The 18,026-nt window shown below is 58.6% G+C and carries 21 protein-coding genes; 16 read left to right on the forward strand and 5 right to left on the reverse strand.

Going from position 1 to position 18,026, the window contains the following annotated elements:
- Positions 1–42: 42 nt before the first annotated feature.
- Complete coding sequence (locus VGM18_15860) at positions 43–420, reverse strand: HTH domain-containing protein (protein ID HEY3974479.1); 378 nt, start codon at positions 418–420, stop codon at positions 43–45.
- 410 nt (positions 421–830) lie between these two features.
- On the opposite strand from VGM18_15860, the gene VGM18_15865 reads away from it, so the two are divergent.
- The 7 genes from VGM18_15865 to rplS all read left to right on the forward strand — a co-directional run bounded on the left by VGM18_15865 (position 831) and on the right by rplS (position 4,129).
- Positions 831–1,130: a type II toxin-antitoxin system prevent-host-death family antitoxin gene (locus tag VGM18_15865; GenBank protein HEY3974480.1), complete on the forward strand. Its 300-nt coding sequence runs from the start codon at positions 831–833 to the stop codon at positions 1,128–1,130.
- Positions 1,114–1,428 carry a type II toxin-antitoxin system RelE/ParE family toxin gene (locus VGM18_15870; GenBank protein HEY3974481.1) on the forward strand — a complete coding sequence of 105 codons (315 nt, stop codon included), beginning with the start codon at positions 1,114–1,116 and terminating at the stop codon, positions 1,426–1,428. The genes VGM18_15865 and VGM18_15870 overlap by 17 nt, the downstream gene beginning before the upstream one ends.
- Positions 1,429–1,531: 103 nt before the next feature.
- Positions 1,532–1,786, forward strand: coding sequence for a 30S ribosomal protein S16 (gene rpsP / locus VGM18_15875; protein HEY3974482.1), 255 nt, complete (start codon positions 1,532–1,534; stop codon positions 1,784–1,786).
- Between the two features lie 146 nt (positions 1,787–1,932).
- Positions 1,933–2,175, forward strand: a complete 243-nt coding sequence (locus VGM18_15880) for a KH domain-containing protein (protein ID HEY3974483.1) — start codon at positions 1,933–1,935, stop codon at positions 2,173–2,175.
- 3 nt (positions 2,176–2,178) lie between these two features.
- Positions 2,179–2,784, forward strand: a complete 606-nt coding sequence (gene rimM, locus VGM18_15885) for a ribosome maturation factor RimM (GenBank protein ID HEY3974484.1) — start codon at positions 2,179–2,181, stop codon at positions 2,782–2,784.
- Between the two features lie 59 nt (positions 2,785–2,843).
- Positions 2,844–3,674 (forward strand): tRNA (guanosine(37)-N1)-methyltransferase TrmD, encoded by an 831-nt coding sequence (gene trmD / locus VGM18_15890; GenBank protein HEY3974485.1) that lies wholly within the window; start codon positions 2,844–2,846, stop codon positions 3,672–3,674.
- Between the two features lie 104 nt (positions 3,675–3,778).
- Positions 3,779–4,129, forward strand: a complete 351-nt coding sequence (gene rplS / locus VGM18_15895; GenBank protein ID HEY3974486.1) for a 50S ribosomal protein L19 — start codon at positions 3,779–3,781, stop codon at positions 4,127–4,129.
- A gap of 125 nt (positions 4,130–4,254) precedes the next feature.
- Here rplS and VGM18_15900 read toward each other — a convergent pair whose 3' ends face one another.
- Entirely contained in the window at positions 4,255–5,040 is a 786-nt protein-coding gene (locus tag VGM18_15900; protein HEY3974487.1) for a PilZ domain-containing protein, read from the reverse strand.
- Positions 5,041–5,388: 348 nt separating this feature from the next.
- Between VGM18_15900 and VGM18_15905 the strand changes: the two genes are divergently transcribed.
- The 5 genes from VGM18_15905 (at position 5,389) to VGM18_15925 (ending at position 8,634) form a co-directional block, all read left to right on the forward strand.
- Positions 5,389–6,114, forward strand: coding sequence for a ribonuclease HII (locus tag VGM18_15905; protein ID HEY3974488.1), 726 nt, complete (start codon positions 5,389–5,391; stop codon positions 6,112–6,114).
- Positions 6,115–6,199: 85 nt separating this feature from the next.
- Positions 6,200–6,499 (forward strand): BrnA antitoxin family protein, encoded by a 300-nt coding sequence (locus tag VGM18_15910; protein HEY3974489.1) that lies wholly within the window; start codon positions 6,200–6,202, stop codon positions 6,497–6,499.
- Positions 6,500–6,517: 18 nt separating this feature from the next.
- On the forward strand, positions 6,518–6,646 hold the full coding sequence (locus tag VGM18_15915; GenBank protein HEY3974490.1) for a hypothetical protein: 129 nt from the start codon (positions 6,518–6,520) through the stop codon (positions 6,644–6,646).
- 41 nt (positions 6,647–6,687) lie between these two features.
- A complete protein-coding gene (locus VGM18_15920; GenBank protein ID HEY3974491.1) occupies positions 6,688–6,789 on the forward strand; it encodes a hypothetical protein in 102 nt (33 codons plus the stop codon).
- 969 nt (positions 6,790–7,758) lie between these two features.
- Complete coding sequence (locus tag VGM18_15925) at positions 7,759–8,634, forward strand: hypothetical protein (protein ID HEY3974492.1); 876 nt, start codon at positions 7,759–7,761, stop codon at positions 8,632–8,634.
- 52 nt (positions 8,635–8,686) lie between these two features.
- Here VGM18_15925 and VGM18_15930 read toward each other — a convergent pair whose 3' ends face one another.
- The 3 genes from VGM18_15930 to VGM18_15940 all read right to left on the reverse strand — a co-directional run bounded on the left by VGM18_15930 (position 8,687) and on the right by VGM18_15940 (position 13,659).
- Positions 8,687–10,879 carry a M28 family metallopeptidase gene (locus tag VGM18_15930; protein HEY3974493.1) on the reverse strand — a complete coding sequence of 731 codons (2,193 nt, stop codon included), beginning with the start codon at positions 10,877–10,879 and terminating at the stop codon, positions 8,687–8,689.
- 265 nt (positions 10,880–11,144) lie between these two features.
- Positions 11,145–11,468 (reverse strand): GIY-YIG nuclease family protein, encoded by a 324-nt coding sequence (locus VGM18_15935; GenBank protein HEY3974494.1) that lies wholly within the window; start codon positions 11,466–11,468, stop codon positions 11,145–11,147.
- A gap of 325 nt (positions 11,469–11,793) precedes the next feature.
- On the reverse strand, positions 11,794–13,659 hold the full coding sequence (locus VGM18_15940; protein ID HEY3974495.1) for a M61 family peptidase: 1,866 nt from the start codon (positions 13,657–13,659) through the stop codon (positions 11,794–11,796).
- Between the two features lie 291 nt (positions 13,660–13,950).
- Between VGM18_15940 and tmk the strand changes: the two genes are divergently transcribed.
- From tmk to VGM18_15960, 4 genes are all read left to right on the forward strand, one after another.
- A complete protein-coding gene (gene tmk / locus VGM18_15945) occupies positions 13,951–14,616 on the forward strand; it encodes a dTMP kinase (GenBank protein ID HEY3974496.1) in 666 nt (221 codons plus the stop codon).
- Positions 14,617–14,726: 110 nt separating this feature from the next.
- A complete protein-coding gene (locus VGM18_15950; GenBank protein ID HEY3974497.1) occupies positions 14,727–15,827 on the forward strand; it encodes a DNA polymerase III subunit delta' in 1,101 nt (366 codons plus the stop codon).
- A gap of 364 nt (positions 15,828–16,191) precedes the next feature.
- Positions 16,192–17,370 carry a methionine adenosyltransferase gene (metK, locus tag VGM18_15955; GenBank protein ID HEY3974498.1) on the forward strand — a complete coding sequence of 393 codons (1,179 nt, stop codon included), beginning with the start codon at positions 16,192–16,194 and terminating at the stop codon, positions 17,368–17,370.
- 213 nt (positions 17,371–17,583) lie between these two features.
- On the forward strand, positions 17,584–18,026 hold a 443-nt coding region (locus tag VGM18_15960), incomplete at its 3' end, for an adenosylhomocysteinase (GenBank protein HEY3974499.1).

Raw genomic sequence — 18,026 nt, forward strand, 5'->3', positions numbered from 1 at the left:
GGGCGACCTCCAGAAGTAAGGGATAACGAATACGACCGCGAGTTAAATGCTCGCGATCAATTGATACTTCTTCGCGCTCGATTCCACTATCCTTCGCCTTCCATGCCCCGGATTCGGCATATAGCGAGTGCGCAGAAGGCCGAACGATTCCAGCAAGTCGATATCCCGGCTGACCGCACGAGCATTTCGATTCAGGGTTTCGGCTAACAGAGAGACTGACGTGGCCGTCTTGCTGGCTCGCAGCAACCGCAGCCGTTGCGCCGACAACACCTTCATCATTTCACTCGCGTCTTCGAACGAAATAACCAGCTCGGGCTCCAGCTTCCGGCCCCGGTCCAGCTTGCGGGCGTCTTCGCGAGCCCGGCTGAAAAACTCTTCGGTGCTTTCGGTCACCACGCGTACTTTAGCTTTTCGGCTCATCTTCGTGTCTCCAGAGATCGTTCACTCTTGTTGAAACCGTTTCAGAAGCGCTGAATAGCCGGTAAAATTCACCGATGAAACCTCACCCATGAAGTGTCGGTGATGATGTCCGTGGCTGTTGTCGTAACCGAGTATCCGGCCATTGTCCACGCCGCTGATTCGCGTGTTGATATAGGCCAGACTATACTTAACGACCTCGCTCCCGCGACTGTGGACCTCGATTTTTACGATCGCCCCGCGCCGTTTCCCGGTCAGGTGACGAACCGCGATCCGTCGTTCGATCGCGGCCGGAGTCCGAGATCTCTTTCCCGCTAACTCATTCTATCACAGCTAGGATGTTAGATGTGCGAACTGGATGCCTGCGATCCAGTGGATGTATACTATGAGCACCTAAAAAGGTGCCTAGGAGGATGATAAACGTGCTTGACCTTACCCAGGATATTCAGTCATTGACCACCTTCCGCCGTCGCTCAGCAGATTTCCTCAAGCAACTTCGAAAGAGCAAACGCCCGGTCGTCTTGACGGTGAAGGGTAAGGCCGCGGCGGTAGTCCAGGATGCGCAAGCCTACCAACGCCTGCTCGACATCGCAGCCGCCGCCGACGCCCGCGAAGGCATTCGCCAGGGTATGGACGACGTGAGGAAAGGCCGAACGCGCCCCGTGCAGGAGTTCTTCGCCGAGTTCGAAGCCAAGCATGGCATATCTCGTTAGAATCGCCGCTCGTGCCGAGCGCGACCTTGTGGGAATTTACGAGTACATCCGCGCAGGCGAATCTTCCGCTGCGCTCCGCTGGTATGAGGGCCTTAGGCAAGCGATCCTGACCCTCGCAGAACATCCGAATCGCTGCCCCGTCACTCCTGAGAGCAAGCAATTCCGTCATCTGCTCTATGGCAATAAGCCTCATGTCTATCGCGTGATCTACCGTATCCTGGAGAAGCCAAAGCGCGTCGCAATTGTCCATATTCGCCACGGTGCGCGACGCAGGTTTAGGGTCCAAGAACTTTTATAAAAGGCGCACGAGGACGTTGCATTCCCGCCTAACCTCCGGCATAATAAGAGTTTGCCTCGATCTCACCGGACTCTTCCGGAACAAGGATATAAGACCTGTGTTAATGATTCGTCTGGCGCGCCGTGGTGCGCGCAAACAACCGCACTATCGCATCGTGGTGATTGAGAAGGCGCGCGCCCGCAACGGCCGTCCGGTGGAAGTGGTCGGGACCTACAATCCCCGCACCAATCCCGCCAGCGTCGAGATGAAGCGCGATCGCGTCGAGTACTGGGTGTCGAAGGGCGCGCAAATGTCGGAGCGCGTCGGCAAACTGTTCTCGAAGACCCCGGCTCCGGCCGCTGCCGGCTCCGCCGCCTAGTTCGGCTGCCCAACGATGTGCCGAGGATTCGTATCAGGGCACGACTTTTAGTCGTGCCGTATACGCCGCAACAGACTGCGGCTTCAGCCACTGAGGGCCGCCCGACGGGCGTGTTGAATTCATTTCCACGGGTGAGAATTACTCTTATGACTGAGACCTCAGGAAACGTCGTAACGCTCGTCGAGCTGATTGCGAAGTCGCTGGTCGACGCTCCCGACGAAGTTTTCGTCGAGAAATTCGACGACGACGTAATCGAACTCGAAGTCGCGGAAAGCGATGTGGGCAAAGTAATCGGACGCCAGGGCCGGACCGCTCGCGCCCTGCGCGCCTTGTTGAGTGCCGCCGGCCATCGCGCCCGTAAGCGCTATACGCTCGAAATTCTCGAGTAAGGTATGGCCGATGCGCGCGGCGAGTTCATCACCCTGGCCCGCGTCGTGAAGACGCAAGGCCGACACGGCGAGGTTGCAGCGGAAGTTCACAGCAACGTGCCGGAACGCTTCGCCGCAGGCATGAAGTTGTTCGCGCTGGCAAAGTCGGCGCTCGCCAAGCCCGAAGATACAAGGCGCGAACTGGAAGTAGAAGATTTGTGGCCGCATAAAGGTCTGGTCGTTCTGAAGTTTCGCGGTGTTGATTCGATGAACGACGCCGAGTTGCTGATCGGCTCTGAGTTGCAGGTTCCGAAAACCGAACGCGCGCAACTGGAAGCGGGCTGGACCTACGTAAGCGATCTAATCGGATGCACAGTTTTCGATCACATCCGCGAAATCGGACGGATCGAAGACCTTCAGTTCGGAGCCGGCGAAGCCCCGCTGCTGATCGTTGACAACAAAGAAGGCAAGAAGTTCGACGTGCCCTTCGCTGAAGCGTATCTCGAGGGTGTAGATATAGCGCATCGTCAGGTGCGGATGAATTTGCCGGAGGGTCTGTTAGAAGTAAACGCCCCAGTAACGCCAGAAGAAAAGCAGGAACAGCAGTCAGAAAGAAATAAAAAGCATTGAGCAGGTTTCTTTGTGAACCTCAGTGCCCTCTGTGGTTAAGGGTTTAAGTTTTCAGGTCCATGAAAGCCGATATTCTCACGATCTTTCCCGGCTTTTTCGCTGGACCGCTGGATCACGGCATTACCCGCCGGGCCCGCGAGATGGGCCTGGCGAAAATCGAAGTCCACGATCTGCGCGAGTTCACGCATGACCGGCACCGCACCGTGGATGACCGCCCTTTCGGCGGCGGCGAAGGCATGGTGCTCAAGCCGGAACCGCTCTTTGAATGTCTGGAAACGTTGCAGCTGGCAAGCCGCGAAGTTCGCATGAACGAGCGAATCGCGGGCCGCGCGAAGCAGTCGGTAATTCTGCTGTCGGCGCAGGGCCAGCGCTTCACGCAGCAGGTCGCAGCAGAGTTGGCGATGTTGGATCGCATGGTTCTGATCTGCGGCCGCTACGAGGGCGTGGATGAGCGCGTCGCCGATTTTCTCGCCGACCGCGAGTTGTCGATTGGCGATTACGTGTTGAGCGGTGGGGAACTGGGCGCGGCGGTGATCATCGAGGCGGTGACGCGATTGCTGCCCGGCGCTGTCGGAAACGAAGCCTCGACGCGCCAAGAGTCATTCACGGCGCACCCCGAAAGAGAAGCTGCCGACGCGGCGGATTCGACCTGCGGTTCCGGCGGATTGCTCGACTATCCGCATTACACGCGTCCCGCAGATTTTCACGGGATGGCAGTGCCGGAAGTTTTGCTGAACGGCGATCACCAGGAAATCCGCCGCTGGCGCAAGGAACAAGCACTAAGAAAAACGCTGCGCAATCGCCCGGATTTGCTCGAAGGCGCCACGTTGAGCGAGGACGATAAAAAGATTCTGGATCTTATCAGGCGCGACGGAGCGAACAAAGATTGAAATGGTCGTAGGTCTTAGGGCGTAGCTCTTAGTTCAAGGCCAACGACCGACGACTAACGACCGACGACCGACGACCGACGATTTTTCACCAAGGATAAACGACAATGTCAAACCTAATCATCGAAAAGCTGCTGGCCAAATCGCAACGCACCGACATCCCCGGCTTCCATCCCGGTGACACCGTTCGAGTTCACGTCAAGATCAAAGAAGGCGACAAAGAACGCGTGCAGGCCTTCGAAGGCGTGGTCATCAAGCGAGACAACGGTCCGCAAGCCAGCTTCACCGTCCGCAAGATCAGCTTTGGCCAGGGCGTGGAACGTATCTTCCCGATCAATTCCAAGGTGGTCGACAAGGTGGAACTAATGCGCTCGTCCAAGGTTCGGCGCGCCCGACTGTTCTACCTGCGCGGATTGAGGGGCAAGGCCGCCCGCCTGCGCGACGTTGAAAAGAGCTAACGGTTCTGCTGTGTAGTTTCGCTTGTGTGGGGCCGGGTCGGAGCTTACCCTGCGCGAAGTCGAAGGGATACGGCCACTGCCAGGCAAGAACTCGCCTGGTTTTGCTTGACGCCGTTCGTCGGCGACTAGCTTGCCACTGCGGCCAGAGGCTCCCGCACTACTTCGACTTCGACGAACTCCTCGACCCGTTTCTTGCGGACTTTGCTCAACACATAACTAAGCAACGGCCGGTCGCCCCGGCGAATCTGCTGGAACTCCACACCCATGCTGAGATTGTCGACCAGATATTTCACCTGCGCCTTCACCGCTACGCTGATGTCGAACATGTTCAGCATAAGGCGGAAGTCGGTTCCGGGGCGCAGGATTTCCGTGGCAGAAATGCGCGCGCCATATTCGGAAATCTGCTGCACTTCGCCCGCTGCCCGCTGCACGCCGTCAATTACCTCGGCCTGGCCCTCGACGTAGAAGCGCGGCCGCCGCCGCCGGTTGGCATCGGGACGCTCAAATCCACGCATTGACTTGCCGAGCATCGACCTGCCGACTGGGGCGTCAAGAATAACCGGCTGATACTGCTCCTGCATCTGACGCAATTCATCCTCCCACGGAGTCCTCCCCTCAACGCATTGCACCGAGAACTGGCCGCGCAACGGAGAATCCGGATGCCCGGACCACATCACCTGGCAGATAGCTTTGTTGCGCCCGCGCTCCACCATCACCAGATCGCCGACGTTGACCTGGCGCGAGCTGAGCAACCTTGCGCCGTGCGGGTGGATGTCATAGGTACATGCCGTCTCGCTGGCCCCGCGGCCTTCCTGGCCCATCAAGCTCCAGCGTACGGGTATCGCAAGGTGCACCACCTTGCCGGTGAGCAGCCCATTCTGTTTCTCTTGTGGATTGGATTTGTTTTGCACAGCGACCTCTCCGCACTTGCTCTCGACTTGAGATGAAGTTACCAGTACATGTCCGGTCGGACAATGTACGTGCGTAATCTCAGTATGGTTACTGAGCGGTATTACTACCGTGGCTCAGGGCTGGCCCGCAGGTGGGACGGCATCGGAAAAGCGGTGGGCTAAGGGAAAAGTGGGCCTGGCGGGGAAAGTGGGGGCGGAAGGAAAAGTGGGGGCGGAAGGAAAAGTGGGGGGCTGGCGGGAAAGTGGGAAGCTAAAGGATTTGTCATTCCGAGCGAAGCGAGGAATCTGCTTTTTGCTTGCAGGATTTCGCACACTCGACGAAGATGTTGGACAACTGCCCATTTTGCGATGAAGTCGCCGCCTGCACGAACGCTGTCGCCCTCCGCCGCCAAGTTGCGCCTGCTGAAAAAACTACGCTGCACGTTGCGCTATGAAAAGAAGGCCTGGGCGTCGGGCGCGCGCCTGGTCGCGGGGGTGGACGAAGTCGGCCGCGGATCTCTGTTCGGATGCGTCGTGGCAGCGGCTGTAATCCTTGACCCGGCATACCGGGTGCGCGGGCTGCGCGACTCGAAGCTACTCTTGCCGGAGCGGCGGGAAGTACTGGCGGAGCGCATCCGCGAACACGCGGTCGCGTGGGCCGTGGCGGCGGTGGACGCAGCCCGCATCGATCAGATCAACATTTATCACGCGTCGCGGGCGGCCATGCGCGATGCGGTCATGCGCCTGGCGCCCGCGGCCGACCACTTGCTGGTCGATGCCTTGCGCCTGGATTGCGCGCAGCCGCAATACCCCATTATCCATGGCGACGCGCTCTCGGCGTCGATCGCAGCCGCATCCATCCTGGCCAAAGTCGAGCGCGACCGCATGATGTGCGACTGGGACGCCGTCTTTCCCGCCTACGGGTTGGCCTCGCACAAGGGATACTGCACCCCGAAACATCTGGCTGCGTTACGCACGCTGGGGCCGACGCCGTTGCATCGCCAGTCCTTCGCTCCAGTGTGGCAGAATCCGGTGCCCCAAGACGCCTTCGACTTCATGCAGGACGACGAACTGGTCGTGGAGGCAGCGGGGTAAGTTTTGCAAGTTTTGCACAAGTGTTCCTGCAGGAACACTTTTATTACGAGTGCGTACGTACAAATGAATAAGTATAGTGAGGCAAATGGCACAGAAAAAACGACTTACGAAAAAAGCAAGAAATGCCAGGCGCAGCGGGAAAAATGCGAGCGCGCGGCGGCGAACTGGGCGCACCGGTTTGAGCCTATCAGCCTCGGTCGAATCGTCGAATCCGGTCTCGATGAGAGAAGTGCTGGAGTTCTACAAGCCAATCAAGAAGCCGGTCACATTGCGTCTGGATGCCGACGTGCTGGCCTGGTTCAAACGCGACGGGCGCCGCTACCAGACACGGATCAACGGCGCACTGCGGATAGTGATGGAACGGGAGATGAATGAGTCAGAATGATTGTCACCAGGAGTCGAAATGGCCAGATCGAAGAAGCTGTTCGCCGTGCATCGGGGAGAAATCCTGAAGACGGAATTTATGGAGCCGTTGGGTATTAGCGCGTATGCTTTGGCAAGAACCTCGATTTCCTCGGTACTTACGAAGTAGTTCGCGGTGAGCGGGCGATCAGCGCGGATACTGCCATTCGGTTGGGAAAATATTTCAATCTGCCGGCGCAGTTCTGGCTCAATCTACAGAATGACTACGACGTGAGGATCGCAGCGGGCGGGCGAAGTGGCCAACGGGGTTAGGCCCTGCAGCAGGGCCCAGCTTCCGCCTCCAGTCGCTAGGGCTGGCAACTCCGAACGATTGCATTCCGACCTGACGTTGCCGATGAAAATCTGATGTCGCACGAGCCCTCTCGGCTGGGTTACGAAAGTGGAACAAGCTTTTTTGCCAGGGGTCGAATGCCCGGTACTGACCATGGGCATCTTACAAGGACTTAGGCGCGGGATGTTACGAAATCGGAACGCAAAAGGAGCAGGAGCGATTTTGCACAGTTAAGGCCGCTATCATGCCGTCCGTCGCGAATTCGAGGTCGCACAGTTCCGACAGTATTCGAGTGCTGTGCGAAGATAATTGGGAGGGACGATGAAATTGATATTGCTAGAGCTGGTGTTTTTGCTTGGTCTGAGCGGGGCCCTCTGTCATGCTTGCATGGAGACCCCAACTGTCTACGACATCTACTGCGAAGGGCCGAACTGTTCCGGCTCGGGGCAGATTATCGAGCCTGGGCCCGACTTCGCGTATGGGCAGTTTCCAATACTGGGATCTGTGCTATGCTGCGGCGAGAGTCAGCCCTCCGTGATTGGCGCTTACGGCAACTGTGTGGGAGCCGCCTTAAAGGTGCCTCGCGGAGAAAAGCGGTATGTTCAGCTAGCCGATTACTTAATCCCAGATTGTCGCGGTAGTTTCCGCCTACACCGGGGCTCCCGCCGCGACGGCTTTAGACCCGTGCCTGGTTTTGCTGGAATGATCGTGCGTAGGCAGGGGAGTTAGCCGTGTTGAACATCTTCCGAGTAGCAGTTCTAATCTTGCTATTGATCCAGGTGGGGGCTTCCCAAGACAAAGCGGCGAGATCCCGACCGGCGGCACCGCGGGCACCCACGCCTCTCTTTGATGTCGTCTTTGAGAGGGGCGAGCCCCTCGGGGGGTTGAAGGCTACTCCTGTGATGATGCTCCCGTTCGAGTGCACCGAAGACGGCACGGTGTTCGTGGGGATGTTCGATCCCGCGCCGGTTGTCAACTTCCAGGATTTAAGCGGTCGTTTCCTTGCTGCGATTCCCCGGTCCGGCGAGGTCCAAAAGTACCGACTCGCGGAGGCGCCCGGCCTTTACGACATTCAAGAACGCAGCCATTCGGTAAGCTCGTCCGGTCTTTTTTTTCTGGTTCGCGCGTCGCCTGATAGTAAACCAGAACAGCCCACTGCCGCGGTCTATCACGACTATCTTGTCGCGTTTGACCGAAGCGGCCAGTACCGGGGAAAGATGCAAATTCAGGACGACTTCCGCGCTTCCGAGGTGGGCGTTCTCGAGTCTGGCAATATTCTAATCTACGGATTTGCTGAAGCTGACCACGCACCGAAGCTCGCCTTTTTTAAAGACGATGGGACCCTGCTTCGCATGTTGCGCCCGGCAAGAGGAGCGATGCGTAAGTCAGCCCTCAGCAAAGGGCCCGGTAACGCAGACTCCGCTAACGTCGATTCCGGAGTCTACGTAGTGGCCCCGGTTCAGTTGGTCCCCCAAAAGTCTTCCGTCTTCGTTCTTCAGAGGGGCGCAGATCTGCCCCTGCTGGAGGTTAAAGAAGGCGGCGGGGTCCGAGCGCTCTATCCAAGACTACCTCCAAATACAAAGTTCGATAGGATCGTTGTCAGCAACCGCGACCTCTATCTGCACGTCAGTTCGGGAAAACGCAGCTTCATTTACCAGATTGACCCGCTGTCAGGCGAGGTTTTAAAGCGCTTCAGAGTCGATAGCGACGAAAGCGGGAATAATGTCGCTTGCGTCTACGATGGAGAGTTTCTCTCCTTCGCACACGATTGGGAGCACGGCCGTTTTCTCATTCCGTTGCTGGGAACTGAGGCGTCGGCTAAGTGACTCATCCCGGGAGTGATTACGCTGCTTCCGTCTGGTTGATGGACGCAGGTGGTTACTGCAGACTGTAGTTCAACTCGCCAATGAGTTTTGTGTTCTTCTCCAGGGCGCGCTGCAGGATTTCTGCTTGCTGCTTCGCCGTCGGCCAGTCTTGGGCTTCGACCGCTTCGGTCAATCCGGGTAACTCCAGGTGGGCGTAGGTGAAGCGGGCGCCGTAGAGGATATGTTTGAACCATGGGCGGCCGGGGATGCCGTCGGGGTTTAGCCAGTTGCGCTCGACTTGCATCATGCCGTGGTTGAGGGTTAGCGCGAACTGGGGATCGATTGGGCCGGAAGCGAGTTTGCGGCTTAGGGAATCGTTTAGCTTTTTTCCGGCGACTTCGAAGGCGTCGATAGCATCTTGCACCGGCTTCAGATCCAGCGGCGGCGACTGCCGGGCTTCGCCCGGCTGGACAGCCGAGGGCGGCTGTCCCCACATGTGATTTGCTTTAGCGAGATCATCCACGAACTGGCGGATGTTGCTGCCGTAGTTGGCGAAGTCAAAAGGGAGCAGATCAGCATTCGCGAGGCGCAGAGCGGTCACGCCCCACAGCTGCGACATGAGCGTGTGATAGCGGTAGCCGGGATCGCCGAAGTGGTTCATCCAGTAAAAGTCGTCGTAGCCGGAATGGTAGACGCCGTAGTCGCCGTCGAACTGCAAGCCGATCACGGGCATGCCGACGAAATTCAGAAACACCGTATGGTCCGAGCCGCTGCCGATGCGGGTGTCGGCGAGACCGGAATCTTTGACTCCGGAATCGTTCATCTGGCCAGTTTGCGTGCCTTCTTCTTTTTCGCGCTCTGCCGTGACTTTCCAGGCGTCGTAGAGGCTCTTGCCGGATGAATCCTGAAGCGTGCGGCTGGTTTCGACCAGCAAGGGCGCGAGCGAGGCGACGGCCTGCCCGTGGAAGTTGGGGCCTGATGTGGCTTCGTCGACGTTAATATAAGCGACGGCTTTGGCGCGGAGTTCGTCGGCAAATTGTTCTCCCCACTCGGTGGAGCCGGTGAGGCCGATCTCTTCTCCGTCCCAACTACAGATCACGAGCGTGCGGCGCGGGCGCATGCCTTCTTTCGCGAGTTGTCCCATGGCCCGCGTCAATTCCATCATCGACGCGGTGCCGCTCGATGGGTCGACGCCGCCGAAGGCCCAGGCATCGCGGTGGTTGCCGAGCACGACCCATTCATCAGGCAGTTCCGCACCGCGGATGTGGCCTTCGACCACGTAGTAGGGCTGGATGCCGTTGTCCATTTCGATCTTCAGATGGACTTTCGCGCGCTCGCCGCCGAGGTGATACTGAAGGGGCAGTCCGCCTTGCCAATTTTCTGGCGCGACGGGACCGTCCATGTTTTCGAGCAGAGGCTTGGCGTCGTGCCAGGACAGCGGCAGCGCCATAATTTTCGGCGCCGATGCGGCTTGCTCAATGGGAATGCGCTTCGCGCCTGGGACAGAAGCCCATCCCGGAGTGGTCGGGTCGCCGGGGACCATGAAGTCATAGGTAATCGAGCCGCGCTGAATTTTGTATTCCGGTCCCCACGGGCCATTGGGGCCGACTTTGCCTTTCTTGTAGCCGTCTTCTTGCGGATCGCTGTAGATCAGAATTGCGGCCGCGCCTTCGCGCTGCGCGGTCAGCGCTTTGAATCCGCGGTAGCTGTACGGGTTCGAGTAGCGGACAAGGACTATTTTTCCTTTGACGTTGATTCCATTCTTGCGCAGCAGATCGTAATCTTCGGGATTGCCGCTGTGCGCATAGACCACAGGCGCGGTGATCTCGCCAGAGATTGACATGCCGAGCCATGCGCCGCTGATTGCGGGATTGTTGGAGTCGGCATCGCCGGCGATGGGTTGTTCACGCAGGACTGCCCGGTAGTGGATGGGCGCGATTATTTCCAGCGACGCGCTTTTCGGATTGGTGCCGTAGACGTCGTAGCGGCGGATGACGACGTCTTCCAGTCCCTGCTTCTTCCATTCGGCGGCGATGTAGTCGGCGAGTTCGTTGTTGCGTTTCGATCCGGCGACGTGAGGTTCGGCGGTGAAGATGCGATGCTGGCGGCGTTCTTCATCGGGGGTGGGGATGGATTTATATTTCGTTTCCACGGCGGTTTCGTGGGCGGCTGAGGCGGGGGTAAAGCCGAGGATTTGGCCGCGGACTGAAGTGGCGAATAGAGCGGCGAGGCTGATGAGAGTGAGAGTAGCTCGGGTGTGGGTCATGGTTCTCGAGGACGCAGCTATGCTACAGCATCGGCTGTCAACACGATCGTTGTCATCCTGAATGTCGGCGCAGCCGGCGTGAAGGACCTCACGTGAGATGGGCGCCACGATGGCGTGGATGGGAAAGCTCTCACTGCATGCAGCGTGCAGGGACTTATGACTGCACACAGGTGCATGCTTTTCGTCAGGTCCCTCGGAGGGCTTGCGCCCTCTTCAGGATGACATCGCGCTAGCTTAGTTTCCGATACTGGCCCGTGTTGCGTCGCTAACTGACTTTACTGTCTGGTTGATAGCGGTGGCGTTGGTACCAGCCGTAGCTTAGATCTTTCCACTTTGGATTGGCTAACTCGATGAGGTCGATTTTTTCTTGGCGACGCCAGGCTTTCATTTCTTTCTCGCGCCGTATCGCCGTCAGGACGGAACCGTGGCGCTCGAAATAAACCAGGCTGCTTATATTGTATTTTGCGGTGAACCCGGCGAACGCGTGCGTCTTGTGTTGGAAGATTCGCTGTTCGATATTACTAGTCATGCCGATATAGAGAGCGCGGCGCTGGCTGCTGAGGATATAGACGTAGTAGGTCTTGGCCATGGGTTGAGCATGCAGATGCGGAGCAGCAAGAGTCTGTGACGGATGTCACATTCGCACTCTGGGCTTCCCGAAATAGGAATATAGCCAGACGGCCTTGTCATCCTGAATGGCGGCGGAGCCGGCATGAGGGACCTTACGTCAGATGGACGCCGCGATGGCGTGGACGGGAAAGCTCTCACTGCATGCAGCGTGGAGGGACTTTTCGACTGCATAGCTGCTGCCTGCGTTTCGTCAGGTCCCTCGGAGGGCTTGCGCCCTCCTCAGGATGACATCACTCCAGGGTTTTCTTGTTCGAGAACATCGCTGCTACGTCGCAGTCGGGTCGTCACTTCGCTTTCAATATCTCGCTCAGCAAATCTGGCTTGGACTCATCACGCACCAGATGGGGATATTTCTCGCCACCGTGGTAGTCGATGTTATAGGTTTTGTAATACTCGGCATTCTCCACCAGCAACTCGATCGGCGCTGTATTGTTTTTCGCGGCTTTGAGCGCGTCACGCAGGACTTCGCCGGAGAAGCGTCGGCCATTCACGGCTACCAGTCTCATGCCCGGTCCAATGCCGGCTTTCGCGGCGGGCATGCCTTCGATGGTGTCGGCGACTCCGCCATCGTCGTTCAGTTGCAGGCCGAGCGAGTACGCAGCGTCGACAAAGTGGAACATGCCCTGAGCGCTGCTGCTCATTTCAGAAGGGGTTTCGTCGTAGACCACTTTCCATCCCCCGCCTTCGATGCCGCCGAGGGGCGCGCCGGGCCCGTGGTTGGTGAGGCGTTCAGTCCAGAAGCCCCGCCAATCGTAGGCAACAACCTGGTTCAGGGTTTTGACCACGTCGTCAAAGGTATAGGTCTTAACCATCGGCGCGGTGCTGGGAGCGCCGTGAAAAAGATGGCAGAAATCGTCGATCGATTTGGCGCCTTTGGTTTGCTGGCGAATGATCACATCGACCCAGAGCCAGTCCAGCGTACCTTCCGCATAAAAATCGGTGCTGCGGCGCCAGGAGTACCAACTGTTCGATGAGAAATAGAGTTGTGGAGCGGCATCGGCGGTATCCTGCAGGTTGCGCCATTCGCGGCCGGGAAGATGATCGAGCGCGGCGGAGGTGCGCGCCAGATCTTGACGCTCCTGGTCGTGGGTGAGCAGGCCGCTGCGGGCGGTGAGCACTTCGCCGAGATAGTTGGTCAGGCCTTCATAGACCCAGAGCAGATCGTCCTGCATGGCTTGCTGATAGTCGGGAGTGGCGAGGTCGGCGGGGCGGCGGAATTTCCCGTTCCACGAGTGCACATATTCATGAGGCAGCAGAGTGGCCGACATTCTTCGCGCGGTGTCGTCGACCAGAGAGCGCTCGCTGACCCGGCTATCGTCGGATTCGTGATGCTCCAGGCCGAAGTGCGCCACGTGATCGCTCAGCGTGTAGAGAAAGTGGTAATCGCGGTAATGGTGCGCGCCGAAAAGTTTCCCGGCCTGATCGACCAGATTCCGGTAGTGATCCCAGACTTCCGGCGGGGCGTCGAGCGCGGCGGCGCTGTCGGCAGCGATATCCATTTCGGTGACGGGATCCTGGGCGAGCGGGACGACTTTGAGGAATTCTCCAGTGATGACCGGGGAGTCAACCAGCGTAGTAAGCGAGACCGTGGCGAACTTGATTTCGTTTCCGCTGTGGCCCGTCACTGGCAGGGCAGTGCCGAACTTCCAGCCATCAGGAAGCTTCAGGCTGGCGGAGTAATTGATGTCGTCGGACTTCCAGCCTTTGGGATAGAGCAGGACCTGGTTCCAACTGATGATCGCCAGCTTGTCGGTGGCCGAAGAACCGGCGGAGAATCCACTCTCGAAAGTGGCGGGAGAAAGAAAGTCGAGTTCGGCGGAAATTTCGGTCGTGCCTGCGGGGACTTCAACGTGGAGCGTGAAGCCGTCGTCGAGGGCGCGACGCCATTTCAGAATCTTGCCGCTCGCGCTGAACTTTAAGCCGGCAAGGTCGACGACGGGGCCGTCGGGGGCGTGTTCGCCGGGAATCCATTTGGGGTAGTAGAGGGTGAGGTCGCCTGGCGACGCGGGAATCTTGAGCGAGGCGTGGAAGATTTTGCGGGGAGCGGTGGTGGCGTCTACGGAGATGGTGACGCTGGGCGGAGTGACGGCCCACGCGGAAACGGCTAGGAACGCGATGCAGACTGCTCCCAAGGACTTGGAGAGGTTCATTCTTACTGGGCCCCCATGTTCGTGATGGACGGATTCTTTTGACGCGGAATTTATGACTATAGCAGCCGGAGAGTGCGGCGGTACAGGGTGCATGATTCGTATCAGGGCACGCCTTCAGGCGTGCCGCAACGGCAGAGTGCACGAGTCGGCTTTAGCCGCTGCGACTGCGTGGACAGCCAGCGGCTAAAGCCGTTCGCCCTTCGTGGCCTCAAGCGGCATCGCTGAAGCGATGCCCTGATACGAATCGCACATTCAGCAGAATCGCTGTCGTGGCTGCTATGATTTCGCAGGATGTCCCGGCGCGGAAAGTTCATCACGTTTGAAGGGCTCGATGGAACGGGCAAAAGCACGCAGATGCGGAAGCTGGCGGCGGTGATGCGCGCGGCGGGACACAAAGTCGTTGAGACGCGCGAGCCCGGCGGGACGCTAACCGGAGAGAAGATTCGCAAAGTACTCCTCGATTCCGGCACAGCGGGGCTGTCGCCGCTGGCCGAGATGGCACTGATGTTCGCTTCGCGGGCGCAGCATATCGCCGAGGTGATTGAGCCCGCGCTGGCCGCGGGCGGCATCGTGCTCTGCGATCGCTTTACCGATTCGACCGAGGCGTATCAGGGGCACGGACGCAAGCTGGGAAGCGCCGCGGTGCGGGAGTTGCATCGGGTGCTGTGCGGGAACTTGCAGCCAGACTTGACGATTCTTCTGGACTCCGACGCGGGTGCGAGCGTGAGTCGGGCGCGACGGCGGAATAAGCGAAGTTTTAAGGCTGCGAAGCCGGGGCACGCTGACGAGAACCGCTTCGAATCGGAGACGCGGACGTTTTTTGCGCGCGTGCATGAAGGATATCTGGCGATCGCGTCGCGGGACCACGGGCGGGTCGCGGTGGTCAACGCGCGCGGCACGCCGGGACAGACGCATCAGAAGATTGTGGAAGTGGTCCGTCAGAAGTTGAAGTTGTAGGAGATCATTCCGCTACCCGGGCTTCTAGCTTCTAGCCTCTAGCTTCTAGCTAAACCGACGAACGGTTCAGCTGGGAGCTAGAGGCTAGAAGCTCATGACCCCTAAGGCTTATGCCATTTTCTGATTTCTACGGGAACGCCGAGACCGTCCATCGCCTGCGCGACATGCTGGCGCGCGAGCGCTTTCCGCACGCGGTTGTACTTGCGGGCGGTGCGGGATCAGGGAAGTACACGCTGGCGCTGATGCTGGCGCAGGCGTTGAACTGTCTTACGCCTACGACCACCGATGGGTTGCCCGATTTTTGTGGGACATGCGCGAACTGCCGGCGCATCGCGCAGGCGGCCGATCTCCATGCGCGCTTTGCCGAGGCCGTCGAGGCCCGCGAGAATCTGCGCGAGGCCGACAAGAAAGAGACTCGGCTGTTTGTGCAGACCCACCCCGACGTGCTGGTAATTCCTCCCGATCCGCCGCAGATGATGATCAAGGTCGACCAGGTGCGGCGCGTGATCGAGACAATTTATTACCGGCCGGCTGAGGGCCGAGAACGGGTTTACATCTTCACCGATTCGGCGTTCATGAAGGAAGCCGCGAACTCGCTGCTCAAGGTGCTGGAGGAGCCTCCGGAGTTCGCCACGATTTTTCTGCTGACCGAGAATCCGGGCGAACTGCTGCCGACGATCCGCTCGCGGTCCATGGTGTTTCATCTGGCCGCGTTGCCGCCAGAAGAAATTGAACGCTTTCTGGCGGAGCATCGTCCGGAGTGGAAGGCGACCGAGAGTACGCTCGTGGCGCGGTTATGCGAAGGAGCAGTAGGACGCGCTCGCAGTTTCGATCTCGCGGCTTATGTTGCGTCCCGCGCGCACGCGCTGGCCATTTTGAGGTCAGCCTTGCTAGGTGGCGAGCACAGCGAATTGTTCAAGGTGACCGAGTCGTACCGTCCGGGGGCGGAGGGCCGGGAAAAGACGGAGCAGTTGATTCGCACGCTCTATTCGCTGCTACGCGATCTGGCGTCGATTGAGGCGCGCGTGCCGGAGTTGGTCAGAAATACCGACATCGCCTCGGAGTTGAAGCGTCTGGCCGAGTCCGCCGACTTCGAGTGGATCACGGCGGCGTCCGACCGCCTGGCCGAGGTGGAACGTGGCATGCGAAGGAACCTGCTGCGATCGCTATCGCTGGACGCGTTCGCGGCGGGGCTAGAGAAAGAGAAGTAGGTGTGTCAGGGAGTGTAATCGCGATTTAATCCGAGTTGGTTCGAAGGGGCTGACGGTCATGGCTGACACACGTGTGATCGCTCCCTCCGCCGCCTTCGGTACGAGGCGTCTAAACTTTTTCCCCACCGTGACGGCCAGATTCGACAATTCCCCATCCACGCCCCCATTTCCGCTGTTGAATTCAAACTCGGCCATTTAGGGTCAAAACCGTTGCGCCTTGGGAAGCGGTCTGTTAGCCTTTTTTGAGGACTTCTTTTCGCCTTTCGCTCATCGCGAGCGCTCAGGTACCTAGTCCGAAGTTTTTCGCCACGTGCCGCTCGCGACTCAACTCCCGCTGACACGTGCACTCAAGGAGAGATACAACTTGCCCTCTAAGAACCGTTATTTATTCACTTCTGAATCCGTGACCGAAGGCCATCCCGACAAAATCGCCGACCAGATTTCCGACGCCATCCTCGACGCCTGCCTCGCCGACGATCCCGCCAGCCGCGTCGCTTGCGAAACTCTCACCGCTACCGGCCTGGTCGTTATCGCCGGAGAAATCACCACCAAAGCCTACGTCGATTTCCAGCAAGTCGTTCGCGGCACCGTCCAGTCCATCGGATACGACAACGCCCTCCACGGCTTCGACTGCAACACCTGCGCCGTCATCTCCAGCATCAACAAACAATCGGGCGATATCGCCATGGGCGTCGACACCGGCGGCGCCGGCGACCAGGGAATGATGTTCGGGTATGCGGTGAATGAGAACGAGGAGTTGATGCCGACCCCGATTTCGCTGGCGCACAAACTCACGCAGCGGTTGTCGCAGGTGCGGAAGAATGGGACGCTGCCGTTTCTTCGTCCGGATGGGAAGTCACAGGTGACGGTTGAGTACGATGCCAAGGGAAATGTCGTGCGCGTGGATGCGGTCGTAATTTCGACGCAGCATGCGGAGACTGTGACCAACGACGAATTGCGGGCTGGAATTCTGAAGCATGTGATTCAGGCGGTGATTCCGGCGCATTTGCTGGATGCGGATACGAAGTATCACATCAATCCCACTGGGCGGTTTGTGATTGGCGGTCCGATGGGAGACACCGGACTCACGGGCCGGAAAATCATCGTCGATACTTACGGCGGCATGGGCCGTCACGGCGGCGGAGCGTTCAGCGGAAAAGATCCGACCAAGGTGGATCGCTCGGCGGCTTACATGGCGCGGTATATTGCGAAGAACATTGTTGCGGCGAAGTTGGCGGATCGTTGCGAAGTGCAGTTAGCCTATGCGATCGGCGTGGCGGAGCCGGTGAGCGTGCGCGTGGATACGTTTGGCACAGAGAAAGTGAATCCGGAAAGTCTTTCGGATTTGGTCCGCGCGAATTTCAAGTTGACGCCGCGCGGGATTATCGAGTCGCTGGATTTGCGGCGGCCGATTTACAAGAAGACCGCGGCGTATGGGCATTTCGGAAGGAATGATCCGGACTTCACTTGGGAAGCGACCAATAAGGCGGCGAAGCTGGCGAGCGATGCCGGTGTGCGGGAGCCGGTGGGAGTGCGGAAGTAAAGCGAGAGGGAAGCGAGCCGGACGCGCGGCTCGGGCAGATCCTTCGCGGCGTGAAAAGCGCTTGCTTAGGATGACAATAGTGTTATTCCCCTAAGAGTATTTTCAAGATAACGAATCCAGGTTTGATTCGTGTATTCTGACAGAGCACTTGTATCTGAACTATTCTTCGTCAACAAACTCAAATTCTTAGCATGAAGGCGCCACAGGAGGCGTATGTCGACAGCAGCACAGGTTAATTCCGATATCAAGAGTTTAGAACTGGCCGAACTGGGCAAAAAGCGCATTGAGTGGGCGAACCAGTCCATGAAGGTGCTGCAGATTATCCGCAAGGAATTCATCAAGAACCAGCCGCTGAAGGGAATGCGCATCTCGGCCTGCCTGCACGTTACGGCGGAGACAGCGAACCTGGCGATTTGTTTGCGCGACGGCGGAGCGGACGTGGTGCTGTGCGCGTCGAATCCGCTCTCGACGCAGGACGATGTTTCGGCGAGCCTGGTGCGCGATCAGGGCATCGCGGTTTTTGCCATCAAGGGCGAGGACAATGACACGTATTACCAGCACATCATGGCGGCGATCGACCACAAACCGCACATCACAATGGATGATGGCGCGGACCTGGTGACGATTCTGCACACCAAGCGCACCGACGCGCTCGA

It is taken from the genome of Candidatus Sulfotelmatobacter sp., from assembly GCA_036500765.1.
Classification (GTDB): Bacteria; Acidobacteriota; Terriglobia; order Terriglobales; family Acidobacteriaceae; genus Sulfotelmatobacter.

Bases quoted from the DNA above. Each gene is read 5' to 3' on its own strand.
- VGM18_15935 (HEY3974494.1), bottom strand. From the start codon at position 11,468: ATGGCCAAGACCTACTACGTCTATATCCTCAGCAGCCAGCGCCGCGCT.
- VGM18_15925 (HEY3974492.1), top strand. From the start codon at position 7,759: ATGTTCGATCCCGCGCCGGTTGTCAACTTCCAGGATTTAAGCGGTCGT.
- VGM18_15905 (HEY3974488.1), top strand. From the start codon at position 5,389: ATGAAGTCGCCGCCTGCACGAACGCTGTCGCCCTCCGCCGCCAAGTTG.
- VGM18_15950 (HEY3974497.1), top strand. From the start codon at position 14,727: ATGCCATTTTCTGATTTCTACGGGAACGCCGAGACCGTCCATCGCCTG.
- VGM18_15870 (HEY3974481.1), top strand. From the start codon at position 1,114: ATGGCATATCTCGTTAGAATCGCCGCTCGTGCCGAGCGCGACCTTGTG.
- tmk (HEY3974496.1), top strand. From the start codon at position 13,951: ATGTCCCGGCGCGGAAAGTTCATCACGTTTGAAGGGCTCGATGGAACG.
- VGM18_15915 (HEY3974490.1), top strand. From the start codon at position 6,518: ATGGCCAGATCGAAGAAGCTGTTCGCCGTGCATCGGGGAGAAATCCTG.
- VGM18_15930 (HEY3974493.1), bottom strand. From the start codon at position 10,879: ATGACCCACACCCGAGCTACTCTCACTCTCATCAGCCTCGCCGCTCTA.
- VGM18_15865 (HEY3974480.1), top strand. From the start codon at position 831: ATGATAAACGTGCTTGACCTTACCCAGGATATTCAGTCATTGACCACC.
- VGM18_15940 (HEY3974495.1), bottom strand. From the start codon at position 13,659: ATGAACCTCTCCAAGTCCTTGGGAGCAGTCTGCATCGCGTTCCTAGCC.
- rpsP (HEY3974482.1), top strand. From the start codon at position 1,532: ATGATTCGTCTGGCGCGCCGTGGTGCGCGCAAACAACCGCACTATCGC.
- trmD (HEY3974485.1), top strand. From the start codon at position 2,844: ATGAAAGCCGATATTCTCACGATCTTTCCCGGCTTTTTCGCTGGACCG.
- VGM18_15860 (HEY3974479.1), bottom strand. From the start codon at position 420: ATGAGCCGAAAAGCTAAAGTACGCGTGGTGACCGAAAGCACCGAAGAG.
- rplS (HEY3974486.1), top strand. From the start codon at position 3,779: ATGTCAAACCTAATCATCGAAAAGCTGCTGGCCAAATCGCAACGCACC.
- VGM18_15880 (HEY3974483.1), top strand. From the start codon at position 1,933: ATGACTGAGACCTCAGGAAACGTCGTAACGCTCGTCGAGCTGATTGCG.
- rimM (HEY3974484.1), top strand. From the start codon at position 2,179: ATGGCCGATGCGCGCGGCGAGTTCATCACCCTGGCCCGCGTCGTGAAG.
- VGM18_15910 (HEY3974489.1), top strand. From the start codon at position 6,200: ATGGCACAGAAAAAACGACTTACGAAAAAAGCAAGAAATGCCAGGCGC.